The organism is Jiangella sp. DSM 45060 (assembly GCF_900105175.1).
In the GTDB taxonomy this organism is placed as follows: domain Bacteria; phylum Actinomycetota; class Actinomycetes; order Jiangellales; family Jiangellaceae; genus Jiangella.
Window position 1 is genome coordinate 344422 of the sequence record NZ_LT629771.1, and the last position, 17809, is coordinate 362230.

A 17809-nucleotide genomic window follows, 5' to 3' on the forward strand; every position below is an offset into this window, starting at 1 on the left:
CCTCAACTCCCTGTCAGTGTTGTGGCCGCGTCGAGGACCGCGTGGCCGAGGCCGGTCAGGACGGCGATCGCTTCCGGCCGCGCCCCGAACGCGGCGCTCACCCGGGCCTCGTGGTCCAGGACCTTGACGGCGGCGGCGTCCGCGGCCGCCCGCCAGAACGCCGCAGGCCTCGGGCGGTCGCCGTCGTACCCGCGTCGTACCGCCGCGGCGAGTCCGAACAGTGCGGCCCTGGTCCACGGGTCCCGCCCCCCAGGGGACCCGTGGACGGCCGCCCCGGCGGGCTCGGCCGGTGCGCGGTGGCCGTCCGCCGGGAGCAGGTGCGCGATCTCCAGCAGATCGCCGATCAGGTAGCCGGCGTCGAACCACGCCGGCCCGCGGGCCCGCCCGGTCCAGCCGGTCACGACCGCGAGCACCGCGTCGTCCGCCGCCGGCTGCTGCGCGACGAGGAGATGGCCGGTCGACGGCTCGCCGTGCAGCGGCGCCGGTGGCTGCGCGTGCCAGCCGGCGCGGACCCCTGCCAGCGCGGCAGCCAGCCGGTCGTCGGTGCGGGCCAGCGTGCCGGTGGCGTCGACGCGGGCGAGCGCGGCGGGTTCCGCGGCCGGTACGGCGCCGGGGCCGTCGTGCAGGGCGCGCAGTGCGCGGCCGAGGCCGGCGCCCAGGTCTGGCCCGGCCGGGTGGCGCGGGCCGGCCGCGGTGATCGTGGCCGCCAGCAGCGCGGGCCGCCAGGGCACCTCGTACGCGACCGCCCCGCCGGACAGCGGGATCGGCACGCCGATCCGCACCGAACCGTCCTGCCGCGGCACCCGGACGATCGCCGCGGGCGTCGTACGCTCCGCCGGCACGTCGGCCCAGAGGTGGCCGCCGGCCACGGTCGTCAGGGACCAGCGGGCGAGCAGCGGCCCGGCCAGCACGGTCGCGTCCGCCAGCACCGGGACACCGGCGGCGGTGAGGCCGGCGGCGAGCGCGGGTGGCACGGTTGCGGCCGCCGGGCCGGCCGGGTTGGCGCTCATCGCGGCCCTCCGGCGCCGGCCAGCACGCCGGCGCCGAGGTCGGGCTCGGCGCCGCCGGGGCCGAGGTGCGGCCGGTCCGGGTCGAGGCCGGCGGCGGTGAACTCCGCCCGCACGCCGTCCCAGCGGGCCGCGACACCGGCGCCCGCCCCGGCCGCGAGCACGCCCCGGACCAGCAGCAGGCATCGATGCTGACCGAAGCTGAGCGCGCCGGCGGCCGTGCGGGCCGGCTCGTCGGCGACCGCGACGCCGGGTGCGACGGCCCGGGTGAACGCGGGCACCGAGGGTCGCAGCCGCACGCCGGGAGCGGCCAGCGCGGCGCGCACCACCGGCGCCGTCGCGGCCGAGTCGCCGCGCGGGGTGTAGAGGACCAGCGCGTCAGGCCGTGGATGCGCGGCCGGGTCGTTGAGCGTCTTGACGGTGAACGGCAGGCCGGCCGCGTCCAGGCCACCCACCAGCGCACCCAGCAGCGCCGCCGCACCGTCCGCCGTCGTGTTCAGGTACCAGCGCAGCACCGGGCCCGAACCGGGTCCGGCCAGGCCCGTGGTCAGGTAGAAGCCTGGCGAGACGAAGCGGCGCTCGGCGGGGAACGCCACCTCGACGCCGTCGCCGGCCGGGCGGACCTCGTCCGGACGGGCCGTGACCCGCACGCCGTCGTCCGTGCCGACCACCGTCAGCCGGTCGCCGTCGGCGCGGTCCAGCCGCCAGCCGGGCTGCCAGCGCCGCCGTCCTCCGTCGGCCCGGCGCAGGGCCGCGACGAACGCGGGGTGCTCACGGTCGGCGGGCAGCCGGCGGTCCGGCGTCGCGGCGGGGTCGTGGTCTCGGCCGAGGTAGAGGTGGTCGTACACGGCGGCGTGCAGGCCGGCGGCCGTGACGGTGCGGTCGCCGCATCGCGCGGTGTCGTGGTCGAGGAGCTCGACCCGGTGGACGGCGTCGAGCAGGTCGGTCGTGGTCATAGCAGCATCGGCGCCGTTCGGTCGGGATCGGTGAGGAGCTGGGTGGCGAGGTGCGCCGTGAGCACACTCGGCGCGTCGAGCCGCTCGGCCAGCAGGCCGGCGGCCAGGGCACGTTGCAGCAGGAACACACCGGCATGGGCGGCGACGAGCCCGCGGTCGGCCGGTGCCAGCGGCGGGTACGCGCTCAGCGCGGCGCGGACCCGCGCGCGCAACTCGTCCAGCGGGACCGGCGCGTCCGACAGCCAGGACTCCAGCGTCCCGCCCGGGGCGAGGCGCAGCGTGTGCAGCCACAGCTGGACGAGGTTGCCGACCAGGCTGCCGAGGTCCCACAGCGGGTCGCCCCAGCCGGCCGTCTCCCAGTCGAGCAGCACGACGCGGCCGCCGTCGGCCACGACGTTGTCGTGCTTGACGTCGCCGTGGATCAGTGCGCTCGGCCGCCACCGCGCGGCGAGCCGGTCGAGGACGGCGTGCGTGTCGGCGGCGCGGGCCCACACCTCGCGGAACCCGGACGGGAACGCCGCCAGCGCGGCCGGCGTCACGGCCGCCCAGTCCAGCGTCGGCCGGCCGAACGGGCCGGTGGGCGCGATCGCGTCGACGGGGTGCGTCTCGGGCCGGACGGCGTGCAGCCGGGCCAGCGCGGCCCCGATCGCCCTCGCGACGTCCGGGCCGACGTCCGGCCAGTCCGTCAGCGCGCGCCAGTCCTGGTAGCCGCGGTACACGGCGGCCGATCCGGCGTCGTCGACGGCCAGCAGTTCCGGCGCGATCGCGGCCGTCCCGGGCAGGGTGTCCAACGCGCGGACCACGCCTGCCTCGCCCGTCACCGCCGGCCGGCCGGGCCGGGCCCGCTTGACGAAGAGCAGGCGGCCGTCGGCGAGGTCCACCTGGGAACAGAGCGCCCGGCCGGGCAGGTGACGGACGGCGCGGACGTCGTCAGGCGCGGCGAGGCCGGTCCGCGCGAGCGCGGCGAGCAGCGGGTCGTCGATGATCGTCACGGCGATCCTCCGTGGGACGGGACGGCCGCCGGGGCACGAGACCCCGGCGGCCACCGGGAACGGACCGGATCAGCAGCTGAAGCCGTAGCTGGCCGCGATGATCGACGGGCAGTAGATGATCGACGCGATCACGATCGGGGCGAGACCGTCCTCGGTGGTCTCGGCCCGCTCCGCGACGTCGGCCGACAGCGCGGCCTGCTCGGCGGGGGTCCCGAAGAGGTTCTGAGCGGACATGTGGCAACTCCTGTTCTCCAGTCCGGGAGCGCCTCTCGCCCCCGGCTGAAGACCACGCTGGCTGGCCCGCCGTCCCTGCCTCCAGGGACAATGTCCCCGTCAGAGCGGGATGTTGCCGTGCTTCTTGGGCGGCAGCGTCTCGCGCTTCGTGCGCAGCGCCCGCAGCGCCTGCGTCACCGCGACCCGGGTGCGCGACGGCTCGATGACGGCGTCGACGTAGCCGCGTTCGGCGGCGATGTAGGGGTTGGCGAGGGTGTCCTCGTACTCGGTGATCAGCTCGGCGCGGCGCTCGGCCGGGTCGTCGGCGTCGGCGAGCTCGCGGCGGTAGAGGATGTTGACGGCGCCCTGCGCGCCCATGACGGCGATCTGGGCGGTCGGCCAGGCGAGGTTGACGTCGGCGCCGAGGTGCTTGGAGCCCATGACGTCGTAGGCGCCGCCGTAGGCCTTGCGGGTGATGATCGTGACCAGCGGGACGGTCGCCTCGGCGTAGGCGAAGATCAGCTTGGCCCCGCGGCGGATGATGCCGTTCCACTCCTGGTCGGTGCCGGGCAGGAAGCCGGGCACGTCGACGAAGGTGAGGACGGGGATGTTGAAGGCGTCGCAGGTGCGGACGAACCGCGCGGCCTTCTCCGACGCGTCGAGGTCGAGGGTGCCGGCGAACTGCAGCGGCTGGTTCGCGACGACGCCGACGGACTGGCCCTCGACGCGGCCGAAGCCGACGATGATGTTGGCGGCGAACAGCGGCTGCACCTCGAGGAAATCGCCGTCATCGAGCACCGCCTCGATGACGGCGTGCATGTCGTACGGCTGGTTGGCGCTGTCGGGGACGAGGGTGTCCAGCGCGAGGTCGGTCTCGCTCGGCTCGAGCGACGCCTCCACCCCGGCGAACGACGGCGCGGGGTCGAGGTTGTTCTGCGGCAGGTACGACAGCAGCGCCTTGACGTAGTCGACGGCGTCGGCCTCGTCGCCGGCCATGTAATGGGCGTTGCCGCTGCGGGTGTTGTGCGCGCGGGCGCCGCCGAGCTCCTCGAAGCCGACGTCCTCGCCGGTGACGGTCTTGATGACGTCGGGGCCGGTGATGAACATGTGCGACGTCTGGTCGACCATGACGGTGAAGTCGGTGATGGCCGGCGAGTACACGGCGCCGCCGGCGCACGGGCCCATGATCAGCGAGATCTGCGGGATGACGCCGGACGCGTGCACGTTGCGGCGGAAGATCTCGCCGTAGAGGCCGAGGGAGACGACGCCCTCCTGGATGCGCGCGCCGCCGGAGTCGTTGATGCCGATCATCGGGCAGCCGGTCTTCAGTGCGAAGTCCATGACCTTGACGATCTTCTCGCCGAACACCTGGCCGAGGCTGCCGCCGAAGACGGTGAAGTCCTGCGCGAACACCGCGACCTGGCGGCCGTCGACGGTGCCGAAGCCGGTGACGACGCCGTCGCCGTAGGGGCGGTTGGCGGCCATGCCGAACGCGGTGGAGCGGTGCCGCGCCAGCTCGTCGAACTCGACGAACGAGCCGTCATCGAGCAGCATCGCGATGCGCTCGCGGGCGGTGCCCTTGCCGCGCGCGTGCTGTTTCTCGACCGCTCCGCCGGAGCCGGCGTGCACGGCGTCGTCGATCCGCTGCCGCAGGTCGGCGAGCTTGCCCGCGGTGGTGTGGATGTCCGGGTCGTCGTGCGTCGTCATGTCGTGCCTCCGTCGTCGGATGGAGCGTTAGCAGGGTAGAGCACGTCCTCGCAGCCTGCAGTGACTCTCGTCTCGCACTGTGGGGCGCGCCCACTGCGTTCCATGTGCGCTGTCTACGCTGGACGCATGGCCTCCACTGCCACCGGATCCCGCGAAGCCGCGCGCTTCGAGATGCCCGAACGGCTGCGCGCCGACGTCCGGCAGCTCGGCGACGCGCTCGGCCAGGTGCTGCGTGAGTACGGCGGCGACGCCCTGCTGGCCGACGTCGAGCGGCTGCGCGAGCTGACCATCGCCTCGCACCACGAGGACCAGACGGTCGCCGACGACGCCGCCTCGCAGGCCGAGCACCTGGTCGCGTCGTGGTCGCTGGACCGCGCCGACGAGGTCGCCCGCGCCTTCACCGTCTATTTCCACCTGGTCAACGCCGCCGAGGAGTACCACCGGGTCCGCTCGCTGCGGGCCGGCGACCGCGCCGACCACCCGCTGGCCGGCACCGTCGCGAAGGCGGTCGAGGACGTCGCCCGCCTCGCCGGGCACGACAAGGCCAAGCACCTGCTCGACGGCCTCGAGTTCCGGCCGGTGCTCACGGCGCACCCCACGGAGGCGCGCCGCCGCGCCATCGTCACGTCCATCCGGCGCATCGCGCAGCTGCTCGAACGCCGCGACGACCCCAGGCTGGGCGCGTCCGAGGACGCCGAGACGCAGCGGCACCTGCTCGAGCAGATCGACGTGCTGTGGCGCACGGCCCCGCTGCGGGTCGACCGTCCCGGCCCGCTCGACGAGGTCCGCACGGCCATGTCGGCCTTCGACGACGTGCTGTTCCACGTCGTGCCGCAGGTGTACCGGCGGGCCGAGATGGCGCTGGCCGGCGGCGCCGAGACGGTCGCGGCGCCGCAGGTGCCGGCGTTCGTGCGGCTCGGCTCCTGGATCGGCGGCGACCGCGACGGCAACCCGCACGTCACCAGCGCCGTCACCCGTCAGGCCATGGCCATCCAGTCCGACCACGTGCTCAGGGCGCTCGAGGCGGCGGCCACCGCCGTCGGGCGCGGGCTGACGCTCGATGCCGGCAGCACACCGGCCGCCACCGAGCTGCGCCGCATCCTGGCCGACGCGCAGGCCGCGCAGCCCGAGCTGTACGCCGAGCTCGCGTCGCGCTCGCCGAACGAGCCGCACCGCATCGCCGTCCTCTACGCGGCCGCCCGCATCGCCGCCACCCGCCGCCGCGACGCCGACCTCGCCTACGCGGCGGCGGGCGAGCTGCTGGCCGAGCTGCGCGCCGTCCAGGCCAGCCTGGCCGAGGCCGGCGCGGCGCGGCAGGCCTACGGCGCGCTGCAGGGCCTCATCTGGCAGGTCGAGTCGTTCGGGTTCCATCTGGCCGAGCTCGAGGTCCGCCAGCACAGCGCCGTGCACCGGGCGGCCTTGGAGGAGATCCGCGCCGGCGGCGTGCTGTCCGACCGCACCGAGGAGGTGCTGGCCACCATCCGGGTCATGGCGCAGATCCAGGCCCGGTTCGGCCCCGACGCGTGCCGCCGCTACGTGGTCTCGTTCACGCAGTCCTCCGACGACGTCGCCGCCGTGTTCGAGCTGGCCCGGCACGCCCTCGACGGCCGCCCGCTGGCGCTCGACGTCGTGCCGCTGTTCGAGACCGGCGCCGACCTCGCGGCCTGCGTCGACATCCTCGACGGCGTGCTCGAGCTGCCCGACGTGCGGTCGCGGCTGGAACAGACCGGCCGGCGCCTCGAGATCATGCTCGGCTACTCCGACTCCGCGAAGGACGTCGGCCCGGTGTCGGCCACGCTCGCGCTGTACGACGCGCAGGACCGGCTCACGGCGTGGGCGCACGAGCACGAGCTCACGCTGACGATGTTCCACGGCCGCGGCGGGGCGCTGGGGCGGGGCGGCGGGCCGGCCAACCGGGCCGTCCTGGCGCAGGCGCCGGGCTCGGTCGACGGCCGGTTCAAGCTGACGGAGCAGGGCGAGGTCATCTTCGCCCGGTACGGCGACCCCGCCATCGCGCGCCGCCACATCGAGCAGGTCGCGTCCGCCGTCCTGCTGGCGTCGACGCCCGCGGTCGAGGAGCGGGCCCGCGCGGCCGCGGTCGAGTTCTCGCCGGTCGCGTCGGTGCTCGACACCGCGGCCCGCGAGGCCTACCACGCGCTCGTCCGCACCGACGGCTTCCCCGAGTGGTTCGCCCGGGTCACCCCGCTCGAGGAGGTCGGCTCGCTGCCCATCGGCTCGCGGCCGGCCCGGCGCGGGCTGACGGTGTCGTCGCTCGACGACCTCCGCGCCATCCCGTGGGTGTTCTCGTGGTCGCAGACCCGCGTCACGCTGCCCGGCTGGTACGGCCTCGGCTCCGGCCTGGCCGCCGTCGGCGACCTCGACGTGCTGCGCCGCGCGTACGAGGAGTGGCCGCTGTTCACCGTCATGATGGAGAACGCGGAGATGTCGCTGGCCAAGTCCGACCGCCGCATCGCCGCGCGCTACCTCGCGCTCGGCGACCGGCCGGAGCTGACCGACCGCATCCTCGCCGAGCACGCGCTCACCACCCACTGGGTGCTCGACGTCACCGGGCACAGCCGGCTGCTCGAGGACCGCCACGTGCTGGGCCGCGCCGTCGCACTGCGCAACCCCTACGTCGACGCGCTGTCGTACCTGCAGGTCCGGGCGCTGCGGGCGCTCCGTCGCGACGACGTCGAGTCCGGCTCGGCGGAAGAGGCCGCCACCCGGCGGCTGCTGCAGATCAGCGTCAACGGCGTCGCCGCCGGCCTGCAGAACACCGGCTGATGTGGGACGTCCACCGGGTCGCCACCACGGGGTCGACGAACGCCGACGTCGCCGCCGCGGCCCGGTCCGGCGCGGCTGAGGGCTACGCCGTCGTCGCCGAGCACCAGAGCGCGGGCCGCGGCCGGCTGGACCGCCGCTGGGAGGCCCCGCCCGGCACGTCGCTGGCGATGTCGTTCCTGCTCCGGCCGCACGGCGTGCCGGACCCGCGGTGGTCGTGGCTGCCGCTGCTGGCCGGCGTGGTCGTGGTCGACGCCGTCGACGCGGCGGCGGGTGCGGTCGCCGTGCTCAAGTGGCCGAACGACGTGCTGCTCGACGGCGGCAAGCTGTCCGGCATCCTCGTCGAGCGGGTCGAGACGCCGTCCGGCCCGGCCGCCGTCGTCGGCATCGGGCTGAACGTCGCGCAGACGCCGGACCAGCTGCCGCCCGGCGGGGTGTCGCTGGCGCCGTACGGCGCGCGGGCCGACGCCGTCCTCGACGCGGTCGCGTCCGGGCTGGCCGCGCGTTACGAGACCTGGCGCGCCGCCGAGGGCGACCCGTCCGCGTCCGGGCTGGCCGAGGCCTACTCCGCCCGCTGCGACACCCTCGGCCGCGAGGTCCGGGCCCAGCTGCCCGGCGGCGACACCGTCGAGGGCCGCGCGGCCGCCGTCGACGACGCCGGCCGGCTGCTGATCGCGCCGGCCGCGGGCGGTTCCCCCGTGGCCGTCGGCGCCGGTGACGTCGTCCATCTGCGTCCGCGGTGAGAGCGCCTGTTCTCGCGAACGGGTGCGACGTGCCAGGATGCACGCCATGGGGTTCTCCGATAAACACCTCAGCGACGACGAACAGGTCATCTACCACCTGCACACGCACGTCAAGGCGCTGATCGTGCCGGTGCTGGTGCTCTTGGTCCTGGCCGCCGGCGTGGGCTTCGGCCTGGGCGCGCTGCCCGACGACGAGCTGATCGGGACGGTGGGCCGCTGGGCCATCGTCATCGTCGCCGTCGTGGCGCTGGGCGCGTGGGTCATCTGGCCGTTCCTCACCTGGCTGACCACCACGTACACCATCACCAGCGAGCGGCTGATCACCCGCCAGGGCATCATCACCCGCACCGGCCGCGACATCCCGCACACCGTCATCAACGACGTCGCGTACGAGATGCAGCTCACCGACCGCATGCTGCGCTGCGGCACGCTCGTGGTGTCGGCCGCCAGCGAGCAGGGCCAGGTGCGCCTGCACGACGTCCCGCGGGTGCACCAGGTGCAGCTGCGGCTCAGCGAGCTCGTGCGCGAGGCGCACGACCTGGACGAACGCACGTGACGCTGCCGCCCGAACCGCCGCGGAAGCCCACCACCGACGAGCTCGAACGGCTGCTGCTCGGCGCGTCCCGCCGCTACACGCGGGAACAGATCGCCGAGGGTGCCGGGCTCAGCGTCGAGGAGGTGACGCGGTACTGGCGGGCGCTGGGTTTCCCCGACGTCGGCGAGGAGCGGGCGTTCACCGTCTGGGACATGGAGGCGCTGCGCGGCGTCACCGAGCTGATCCAGGACGACGTCGTCGACGAGGCCACCGCCGTGCAGATGGTGCGGGCGCTGGGCCGGATGACCGGCCGCCTCGCCGAATGGCACGTCGAGACGCTGGCCGAGATCATCGAGGACAACGAGGCCGCGGGCCACGGCACCGGCAGCCGGCTGACGTCGGCCTACCTCGTGGCGCAGAAGCTGCTGCCCGAGTTCGAGCGGCTGCTCATCTACGCGTGGCGGCGCAAGCTGGCCGCGTCGGTGAACCGGCTGGTCGCGATCGGCCGCATCGGCGACGCCCCGCTGCTGGCCGCGCCCGCCTCCGTCGGGTTCGCCGACCTCGTGTCGTTCACCCGGCTGTCCCGCGGGCTCAGCGTCGACGAGCTGGGCCAGCTGGTCGAGCAGTTCGAGGCCACCACCAACGACGTCATCTTCGGCACCGGCGGGCGGGTCATCAAGACCCTCGGCGACGAGGTCGTGTTCACCGCTGACGACCCCGAGACGGCGGCGGAGATCGGCTGCCGGCTGGTCGAGGAGATCGGCGAGAACGGCGACCTCCCCGACATCCGGGTCGGCATCGCGACCGGTCCCGTCGTGGCCCGGCTCGGCGACGTCTTCGGCACCCCGACGAACCTCGCCGCGCGGCTGACCGCGCTGGCCGAGCGCAACACCGTCCTCGTCGACGACGTGACGGCGAAGGAGCTGGCCGCGGCGCCGGCGTTCGCGCTGCGCGCCCTCCCGCCGACCACGGTGCGCGGGCTCGGCGTCGTCAACGCCTTCACCGTCACGCCGCGCCGCGACCCGCAGGCGCCCGCGTGATCGAGCACCGGGTCGCCGTCGCGGTGCTGGTCGCCGGCGGCCGCGTCCTGATGTGCCACCGGCGGGCCGACCGCACGTGGTACCCCGACGTCTGGGACTTCCCGGGCGGCCACCTGGAGGACGGCGAGACCGCCGCCGAGTGCGCGCGGCGCGAGTGCGGCGAGGAGCTCGGCATCGACGCCGGGCCGGCGCACCGCGAGCTGGCCCGCTGGGTCGAGCGCGACGAGGACATCACCTTCGTCCAGCTGCTGAGCTGGACCGGCACGCCGTCCAACCACGCGCCCGAGGAGCACGACGACGTCCGCTGGGTCACGCTGGCGGAGGCGCTCGAGCTGAGGCTGCCGGACCCGCGGTACCCGGACCTGCTGCGCGGCGTGCTGGACCCGCCGGCGGGCGGGTAGGGTCCGCGGCATGACGACCGGAGCGACCGTGCGGCAGGCGGTGATCCTCGCCGGTGGGCAGGGGTCCCGGCTCAAGCCGTACACCGACACCGTCCCGAAGGTGATGATCGAGATCTCGGGCCGGTGCATCATCGACCACCAGCTGGACTGGCTGGCCGAGGCCGGCGTCACCGACGTCGTCGTGTCGGCGGGGCACCTGAGCGAGGTGCTGCTGGCCCACCTCGACTCCCGCGAGCTGCCAGTGCGTGTGCGCACCGTCGTCGAGGAACAGCCGCTGGGCCGCGGCGGCGGGCTGAAGTACGCCGGCAAGGAGCTGCCCGCGCCCGACGACGGCTGGTACGCGCTCAACGGCGACATCTGGACCCGGTTCGACCTGCGCGCCATGACGGCGTACCACCTCGAGCGGCAGGCCGTCGCCACCATCGCGCTGGCCCGCCCGCGCATGCCGTGGGGCGTTGTCGAGCTCGACGAGCTGGGCCGCGTCACCGACTTCGTCGAGTCGCCGCCGTCGCCGTACCCGATCAACGGCGGCGTGTACGTGTTCTCGCCGCGCATCCTCGACCTCCTGCCCGACGTCGGCGACCACGAGCGCACCACGTTCCCGTCGCTGGCCAAGCAGCGGCTGCTGGCCGGGTACCCGATCGAGACGTACTGGCGGGCCATCGACACCGCGAAGGACCTCTCCGAGGCGGCGAAGGAACTGGCGGCGCTGCGGTCCCGGCTGGGCGACTGAGCCGCCCGTTAGGGTGTGCCCCATGGGCAGTGTGACGATCAACCGGCACGATGACGTCCCGGGTGTCACGGAGCTGGTCCTCGACCGGCCCGAGGCGCACAACGCCATCTCCACGGAGTTCGCGCGGCAGCTGACCGCGGCGACGGCGGAGCTGGCCGCCGACCCGTCCGTCCGCGCCGTCGTCCTGACGTCGTCGGCGCCCAAGGCGTTCTGCGTCGGCGCCGACCTCAAGGAGCGCAACTCCATCGACGACGACGGCCTGCGGGCGCAGCGGCTGGTGTTCCGGGAGATGTTCACCGACCTGCTCTCGCTGCCGGTGCCGGTCGTCGCCGCCTTGCACGGGTACGCGCTGGGCGGCGGGCTGGAGCTGGCGCTGTGCTGCGACCTGATCGTGGCCGACGAGTCCGCCGTGCTCGGGCTGCCCGAGGTGTCCGTCGGCGTCATCCCTGGGGGCGGCGGCACCCAGCTGCTGACCCGGCGGCTGGGCTGGAACCGGGCCGCCGACCTGATCTTCACCGCCCGGCGGCTCGACGCCGCCGAGGGCTACCGGCTGGGGCTGGTCGACCGGCTGGTGGACGCCGGCTCGGCGCGGGCTTCCGCCGTGTCGTTGGCGTCGTCGATCGCCGCGCATTCTCCCGTCGGGGTGCGCAGCGCCAAGCGGGCCATGCGGCAGGGGTTCGACGCGCCGCTCGCGGCCGCGCTCGACATCGAGGACGCCGCCTGGCGGGCCACCGCGTTCAGCGGGGATAGAAAGGAGGGTGTCGCGGCGTTCAATGAGAAGCGACGCCCGGATTGGCCAGGTGAGTGACGTGACGTTCCCCTCCAGCGTGAGTGTCCGCGAGGTCGGCCCGCGCGACGGCCTGCAGAACGAGGACCCCGTCCCGGCCGACGCGAAGGTCGAGCTGATCGACGCGCTCGGCCGCACTGGCCTGCGGCGCATCGAGGCGGTCTCGTTCGTCCACCCGAAGGCGATCCCGCAGATGGCCGACGCCGACGAGGTGTGGTCGCGGGTCCGCCGTTCGCCCGACATCCGCTACTCCGCGCTCGTCCCGAACGTGCGCGGCGCCGAGCGGGCGCTCGCGGCCGGGTTCACCGAGCTCGAGGTCGTCGTGTCGGCGTCCGACACCCACAACCGGCGCAACATCAACCGCACCACCGAGGAGTCGCTCGCCGACCTGCCCGCTCTCTCGTCGCTGGTGCACTCGGCCGGTGGCACCCTGCAGCTGATCGTGTCGACGGCGTGGGGCTGCCCGTACGAGGGCGACGTGCCGGTGTCGAGGGTGCTGTCGGTCGTCTCGTCAGGGGTCGCGGCGGGGGTCGACTCGCTCGCCTACGGCGACACCACCGGCATGGCCACGCCGCCGCGCGTCACCCGGCTGGTGGAGTCGACCCGCGAGGCGCACCCGTCGCTGCCGCTGGGCCTGCACTTCCACAACACCCGCGGCACCGGCCTCGCCAACGTCTACGCGGCGCTCGAACTGGGCGTCGACGACTTCGACGCCTCGGTCGGCGGCCTGGGCGGCTGCCCGTACGCCCCCGGCGCGTCGGGCAACATCGCCACCGAGGAACTCGTGTACCTGCTCGAGGACATGGGCATCCGCACCGGCGTCGACCTGCCCGCCCTCATCGAGGTGGCCGGGCTGGCCGAGCGGCTGGTGGGCCGCAAGCTGGACTCCCAGGTGCTGCGCGCCGGTCCGGCCGTGCGCTGAGCCGGTCCGGCCGTGCGCTGAGTGGCGGCCGTTCGCGGCCGGGTGCATGGCCCGCCCGGCTGGGAGGGCTTCCCACCCTATGGGCGGGCACCGACAGAGTCGCCGAATCGGCCGCGGCGGTGGCTAGGTGGTCTGCTCCTGCACCCGGTGCGCCGGGAAGACCCAGGTGCGGTACGACCAGAACCGGAACAGCGTGCCGAGCAGCAGCCCGACCACGTTGGCGGCGATGTTGTCGGCCAGCGGGCCGGACAGCCCCAGCACGTACCGCGAGAACCCGAGACAGGCCAGCGCGATGCCCAGCCCGATGCCGTTGAGCACGAAGAACAGCGTGTACTCGCGGGCCAGCCCGGTGCGGGCGCGGTGCCGGAACGTCCACAGCCGGTTGCCGGTGTACGTGACGGACGTGGCGCCGACGACGGCGATGGTCTTGGCCCAGAGAGGGGAGTCGTGCAGGGGGCCGATGCCGTCGGCGCCCCAGAAGAGCAGCGCGTTGAAGATCGCGAGGTCGACGAGGAAGCCGATGCCGCCGACGGTGGCGAACTTGGCGGCCTCGCGGACGAGGTGGTGAAGTCCGTACCACAGTCGCGACACCGCGCCCGGCAATCGCGGGGCGCGGCGCTTCGGCGGCACGGTATCGAGCACGCGCCCAGGGTAAGGCACAACGCCCGGATCGGGATATCCCTCCGGATTTGCGCAGGTCAGCTCGTGATCGTTCGTCTCAGCATGAGGCCGGCAGGTGGTCGCGGCGGGCCGGACGGCCGGTGCCGTACGCTCGTGGCCCGTGGGTGATGATGCGACGTGGCCCGTGGTGGGCATGGTCGGCGGGGGGCAGCTGGCCCGGATGACCCAGCCGGCGGCGGTGGCCCTCGGCGTACGCCTGAAGGTGCTGGCCGCGGCGCCGGACGAGTCGGCGGCGCAGGTGGTGAACGACCCCGTCATCGGCGACGAGAAGGCGCTGGCCGACCTCCGCGCGTTCGCCGCCGGATGCGACGTCCTGACGTTCGACCACGAGCACGTGCCGCCCGCGTGGCTGGAGGCCCTGGAGGCCGACGGCGTGCTCGTGCGGCCCGGGTCGGCGGCGCTGCTGCACGCCCAGGACAAGGGCGTCATGCGGTCGCGGCTGACGGCGCTGGGCGTGCCGTGCCCGCGCTGGTCGATCGTGGCGTCGCCGGACGAGGTGGCGGCCTTCGGCACCGAGGTCGTGCTGAAGACGACGCGCGGCGGGTACGACGGCAAGGGCGTCTGGCTGGTCACGCCGTCGACGCCGGCCGAGGTCGTCGAGGAGCCGTTCAAGGCCGGTGTCCCGGTGCTGGCGGAGGTGCGCGTCGACTTCGCGCGCGAGCTGTCCGCCGTCGTCGCCCGCTCGCCGCACGGCCAGGCCGTCGCGTACCCCGTCGTCGAGTCGGTGCAGCGTGACGGCATCTGCGTCGAGGTGGTGGCGCCGGCGCCGGGGCTGTCGCCCGACCTCGCGAACGAGGCGCAGCGGCTCGCGCTGACGGTGGCCGCGGAGCTGGGCGTCGTGGGGGTGCTGGCGGTCGAGCTGTTCGAGACGACGGACGGCCGGCTGCTGGTCAACGAGCTGGCGATGCGGCCGCACAACTCCGGGCACTGGTCCATCGACGGCGCCGTGACCAGCCAGTTCGAGAACCACCTGCGAGCCGTCCTGGACCTCCCGCTCGGCTCGCCGGTCGTGCGGGCCCCGTACACCGTCATGGTCAACCTGCTCGGCGGCGACCTCCCCGAGGTGTACTCGACGTACCGCCACATCATGGCGCGCGACCCGGAACTCAAGGTGCACTGGTACGGCAAGGGCGTACGGCCGGGCCGGAAGGTCGGCCACGTGACGGCGTACGGCGCCGACCTCGAGTCGCTGCGGGAACGGGCCTGGCACGCCGCCGACTACATCCGAGGGGACATCGATGAGTGACCTGGTGACGGCACGAGGGTCCGGCGCGCCGCTGGTCGGCATCGTCATGGGCTCCGACTCCGACTGGCCGGTGATGTCCGCCGCCGCCGAGGCGCTGGATGAGCTGGCCGTGCCGCACGAGGTCGGCGTCGTGTCGGCGCACCGGATGCCGCAGGCGATGCTGGCCTACGGCGCCGACGCGGCCGGGCGGGGGCTGCGGGTGCTGATCGCCGGCGCCGGCGGCGCCGCTCACCTGCCCGGCATGCTCGCGTCGGTGACGTCGCTGCCCGTCGTCGGCGTGCCGGTGCCGCTGAAGTACCTGGACGGCATGGACTCCCTGCTGTCGATCGTCCAGATGCCGGCCGGTGTGCCGGTGGCGACGGTGTCGGTGGGCGGTGCCCGCAACGCCGGCCTGCTGGCCGCCCGCATCCTGGGCGCGTCGGACGACGCCCTGCGTGCGCGCCTCGACGACTTCCGCTCGTCCCTCGAAGCCGCGGCGACGGCGAAGGGCGCCGCCCTGCGCGCCCGCCTCGCGTCCGACGCCGACTCCTGATCCAGCCGACCTCACCCGCGTCTGGCACACCTCACCCGTCCGGGGACCAGTTGGGCCCGGGAACGGCTCGTCATACGGTCTCCACGCGAGTGAGGCGCACATCGGCAGAGTGAGGTCTGCCGATATCCACAGGGCCGCCGGATCTCGGCGATCGTCCACAAATCGGCTGCAGGCCCTGTCGTGCGGGCGCGCCGATGACGACGCTGGGCCAATGCCAGGACGACCGCGCCGACTTCCCGACGACATCGCCGAGCTCATCGCGCGTGAGCACGGGGTGGTGACGCTTGCCGTCGCGCGGGCAGCGGGGGTCGATCCACGACGGCTCCGCCGGCTCTGCGCGGCTGGACTGCTGACCTTGCTGATGCCCGGCTGTTTCGCCATGGCCACGTCAGCTGCGGTCGACGAGTGGGACGAGTTCCGGCTCGGCGCGCGTGCGTTCGCGGGCTACTGCGGTCCGTCCTCCTTCCTGTCTGGGTGGTCGGCCGCGGTCACGTGGCGGCTTCCAACCATCGGACGGCCGCCGTCACGCCACAGCGCTGTCCGCCAGGTCGGCGCAGGCCACTCGGTGCGGAACACACCCTTCGGCGAGCTGCGAGCTGTCGTACTCGCGCCGCGCCATTCCTGTCGCTTCGCCGGTGTGCGGGTCGTGAGCAGGGCGTGGACGGTGGCCGATCTGGCCCGTGCTGGGCCGATCCTGCCCGCGCTTGTCGCCGCTGACGCTGCCGCCGCTGCGGGCGTCGATCTGCGCGGAGCGATCGAGCACATGGAGCACTGGCCCGGCGTTCGACGAGCGAGATGGGTGGCCGCGTATGCCGACCCGATGGCCGAGTCGCCGCTGGAGACGCTCGGGCGGTTCGCGTGTCTGCAGTTCGACCTGCCGCTGCCGGTCTGCAACGCATGGGTCGGCGCCGACGGGCCCGAGTACCGGGTCGACGGGCTGTGGCCCCACCACCGGGCCGCGTTCGAGGCCGACGGCGCGCTGAAGTACGACAACCGTCCGGACGCCTCCCGCATCGTCGCGCGGCAGGGCGAGCGAGAGTGGCGGTTGCGGCGAATCGGCCTCGACGTCGTCCGGTTCGGGTGGGACTTCGCCTGGCGGAACCGGGCCGAGCTGGCTGGACGGTTCGCCGCCCTGCTCCGCGACAACGCGCGGCACGAGCGACCGATTCGCTGGTGGAAGCACGTGCCGGGAGTAGGCGCGGTGGAACCCGAGCCCGCCGACTGGCCGTCGCCCGTGCGGTCGGGGGTCGTCCTGCCGGCCGGCTGGGACCGCTGACGTCCGCCGGATTCCGGGGCGTGGGGGCCGCGCGGAAATTCGGTTGCGCCGACGGGACCGGACCGGGTTGGCTGGACGGCGACGGATGTCCGGGTCGGCTCGACCCGGCGAGGCGAAGGGAGGCGTGTCCGATGGCTGCCCACTCGAGGCGGCGCGCTGTCGTCTGCGCGCCAGATGGCCCTCACTTCGCCGTTCCCACCGCCTGACCCGAACGAACACCCCGCGGTGGGGACCTCCTCGTCAGGAGACCACCGCAGTGCCGAACCACGATCAATTCCAGCCCATGCGCTCTCGCGGCCGCGCCCGCACCCGTGAGGACCGCGCCGAGGTCGCCGACCGCGGGCCGAACGTCTTCGCCGAGTATGCCGCGAAGTACGGGCTCACCCCGCCCGGCGAAGAGGCGGTCACCGACGACCCGCCGTACGGGGACCGGTGGACCACCTGGGACGACTCCACGGCGGGCCAGCGCGGCCCGCGGCCGTACCCGGACTGGGTCGTCACCGAGCTCGGCGCCGTCGACACCGAGCTGGGCATCCTCAAGACCGGCAAGGAGGCCGACGTCTTCCTGGTGGAGCGCTCGGTGCCGGACACCGGGAAGGCCACGGTGATGGCGGCCAAGCGCTACCGCGACCCCAAGCACCGCATGTTCCACCGCGACGACGGCTACCGCGAGGGCCGCCGCGACCGCGAGTCCCGCGTCAACCGCGCCATGGCCAAGGGCAGCGCGTTCGGCCGCGAGGCCATCGCCGGGCAGTGGGCGCACGCCGAGTTCGCGGCGCTCACGGCGCTGTGGGCGGCCGGCGTCGCCGTCCCGTATCCGGTGCAGATCGTCGGCACCGAGCTGCTGATGCAGTTCATCGGCGACGACGGCGGGGGCGCGGCGCCGCGGCTGGCCCAGCTCCGGCCCGACCCCGGCGAGCTGCGCGACCTCTGGGACCAGCTGGCGCACAACCTGTCGCTGCTGGCGCTGGCCGGCTACGCGCACGGCGACCTGTCCGCGTACAACCTGCTGGTGCACGACGGCCGGCTGGTGGTCATCGACGTGCCGCAGATCGTCGACGTCGTCGGCAACCCGCACGGCCGCGAGTTCCTCGACCGCGACGTCCGCAACGTCGGCGGCTGGTTCACGGCCCGCGGCCTCGACCCCGGCCACGTCGACTCGCTCAGCGAGGCGCTGGCGAGGGACGCCCGGCTCGCCTGACCCGCTCGGCAATGAGCACCTCTACGCATCGATGCGTATGGGTGCTCATTGCAAAG

Annotated in this window: 18 protein-coding genes; 12 read left to right on the forward strand and 6 right to left on the reverse strand. The window is 74.2% G+C overall.

The annotated features are described in order from the left end of the window. Positions 1–2 precede the first annotated feature (2 nt). The 5 genes from BLU82_RS01690 to BLU82_RS01705 form a co-directional block, all read right to left on the reverse strand. Positions 3–1010: a hypothetical protein gene (locus tag BLU82_RS01690; protein ID WP_092614750.1), complete on the reverse strand. Its 1008-nt coding sequence runs from the start codon at positions 1008–1010 to the stop codon at positions 3–5. After that, positions 1007–1963, reverse strand: a complete 957-nt coding sequence (locus tag BLU82_RS01695; RefSeq protein WP_092614753.1) for a T3SS effector HopA1 family protein — start codon at positions 1961–1963, stop codon at positions 1007–1009. The genes BLU82_RS01690 and BLU82_RS01695 overlap by 4 nt, the downstream gene beginning before the upstream one ends. Further along, positions 1960–2955: a phosphotransferase gene (locus BLU82_RS01700; RefSeq protein ID WP_157740460.1), complete on the reverse strand. Its 996-nt coding sequence runs from the start codon at positions 2953–2955 to the stop codon at positions 1960–1962. Before BLU82_RS01700 ends, BLU82_RS01695 begins: the two co-directional genes overlap by 4 nt. A gap of 69 nt (positions 2956–3024) precedes the next feature. Next, on the reverse strand, positions 3025–3189 hold the full coding sequence (locus BLU82_RS33920) for a hypothetical protein (protein WP_157740461.1): 165 nt from the start codon (positions 3187–3189) through the stop codon (positions 3025–3027). A 99-nt stretch (positions 3190–3288) separates the two neighbouring features. Further along, complete coding sequence (locus BLU82_RS01705; protein WP_092614759.1) at positions 3289–4875, reverse strand: acyl-CoA carboxylase subunit beta; 1587 nt, start codon at positions 4873–4875, stop codon at positions 3289–3291. Positions 4876–5001: 126 nt separating this feature from the next. Here BLU82_RS01705 and BLU82_RS01710 point away from each other — a divergent pair, with 126 nt between their 5' ends. Genes BLU82_RS01710 through BLU82_RS01745 form a run of 8 tightly spaced genes read left to right on the forward strand, consistent with a single transcriptional unit; the run spans position 5002 to position 12817 of the window. Then, complete coding sequence (locus BLU82_RS01710; protein ID WP_092614762.1) at positions 5002–7659, forward strand: phosphoenolpyruvate carboxylase; 2658 nt, start codon at positions 5002–5004, stop codon at positions 7657–7659. Beyond that, positions 7659–8399 (forward strand): biotin--[acetyl-CoA-carboxylase] ligase, encoded by a 741-nt coding sequence (locus BLU82_RS01715; protein ID WP_092614765.1) that lies wholly within the window; start codon positions 7659–7661, stop codon positions 8397–8399. The genes BLU82_RS01710 and BLU82_RS01715 overlap by 1 nt, the downstream gene beginning before the upstream one ends. Positions 8400–8445: 46 nt before the next feature. Continuing rightward, entirely contained in the window at positions 8446–8955 is a 510-nt protein-coding gene (locus BLU82_RS01720) for a PH domain-containing protein (protein WP_092614768.1), read from the forward strand. Further along, positions 8952–9974 (forward strand): adenylate/guanylate cyclase domain-containing protein, encoded by a 1023-nt coding sequence (locus BLU82_RS01725; RefSeq protein ID WP_092614771.1) that lies wholly within the window; start codon positions 8952–8954, stop codon positions 9972–9974. The genes BLU82_RS01720 and BLU82_RS01725 overlap by 4 nt, the downstream gene beginning before the upstream one ends. Further along, on the forward strand, positions 9971–10375 hold the full coding sequence (locus tag BLU82_RS01730; RefSeq protein WP_092614774.1) for an NUDIX hydrolase: 405 nt from the start codon (positions 9971–9973) through the stop codon (positions 10373–10375). Before BLU82_RS01725 ends, BLU82_RS01730 begins: the two co-directional genes overlap by 4 nt. Positions 10376–10385: 10 nt before the next feature. Beyond that, positions 10386–11108 carry a nucleotidyltransferase family protein gene (locus tag BLU82_RS01735; protein ID WP_092614777.1) on the forward strand — a complete coding sequence of 241 codons (723 nt, stop codon included), beginning with the start codon at positions 10386–10388 and terminating at the stop codon, positions 11106–11108. 22 nt (positions 11109–11130) lie between these two features. Next, positions 11131–11916 (forward strand): enoyl-CoA hydratase/isomerase family protein, encoded by a 786-nt coding sequence (locus BLU82_RS01740; protein WP_092614780.1) that lies wholly within the window; start codon positions 11131–11133, stop codon positions 11914–11916. Beyond that, the gene (locus tag BLU82_RS01745; protein ID WP_092614783.1) at positions 11882–12817 is read left to right on the forward strand and encodes a hydroxymethylglutaryl-CoA lyase; all 936 of its coding nucleotides are present in this window, start codon (positions 11882–11884) and stop codon (positions 12815–12817) included. The genes BLU82_RS01740 and BLU82_RS01745 overlap by 35 nt, the downstream gene beginning before the upstream one ends. A gap of 123 nt (positions 12818–12940) precedes the next feature. Here BLU82_RS01745 and BLU82_RS01750 read toward each other — a convergent pair whose 3' ends face one another. Then, positions 12941–13408 (reverse strand): GtrA family protein, encoded by a 468-nt coding sequence (locus BLU82_RS01750; RefSeq protein ID WP_370246357.1) that lies wholly within the window; start codon positions 13406–13408, stop codon positions 12941–12943. Between the two features lie 223 nt (positions 13409–13631). On the opposite strand from BLU82_RS01750, the gene BLU82_RS01755 reads away from it, so the two are divergent. From BLU82_RS01755 to BLU82_RS01770, 4 genes are all read left to right on the forward strand, one after another. Next, on the forward strand, positions 13632–14744 hold the full coding sequence (locus tag BLU82_RS01755; RefSeq protein ID WP_092614789.1) for a 5-(carboxyamino)imidazole ribonucleotide synthase: 1113 nt from the start codon (positions 13632–13634) through the stop codon (positions 14742–14744). Then, on the forward strand, positions 14737–15276 hold the full coding sequence (gene purE, locus BLU82_RS01760; RefSeq protein ID WP_092614792.1) for a 5-(carboxyamino)imidazole ribonucleotide mutase: 540 nt from the start codon (positions 14737–14739) through the stop codon (positions 15274–15276). Before BLU82_RS01755 ends, purE begins: the two co-directional genes overlap by 8 nt. Before the next feature lie 211 nt (positions 15277–15487). Beyond that, positions 15488–16552, forward strand: a complete 1065-nt coding sequence (locus BLU82_RS01765) for a type IV toxin-antitoxin system AbiEi family antitoxin domain-containing protein (RefSeq protein ID WP_092614795.1) — start codon at positions 15488–15490, stop codon at positions 16550–16552. Between the two features lie 256 nt (positions 16553–16808). Continuing rightward, positions 16809–17753, forward strand: coding sequence for a serine protein kinase RIO (locus BLU82_RS01770; RefSeq protein WP_370246269.1), 945 nt, complete (start codon positions 16809–16811; stop codon positions 17751–17753). Positions 17754–17809: the final 56 nt, after the last annotated feature.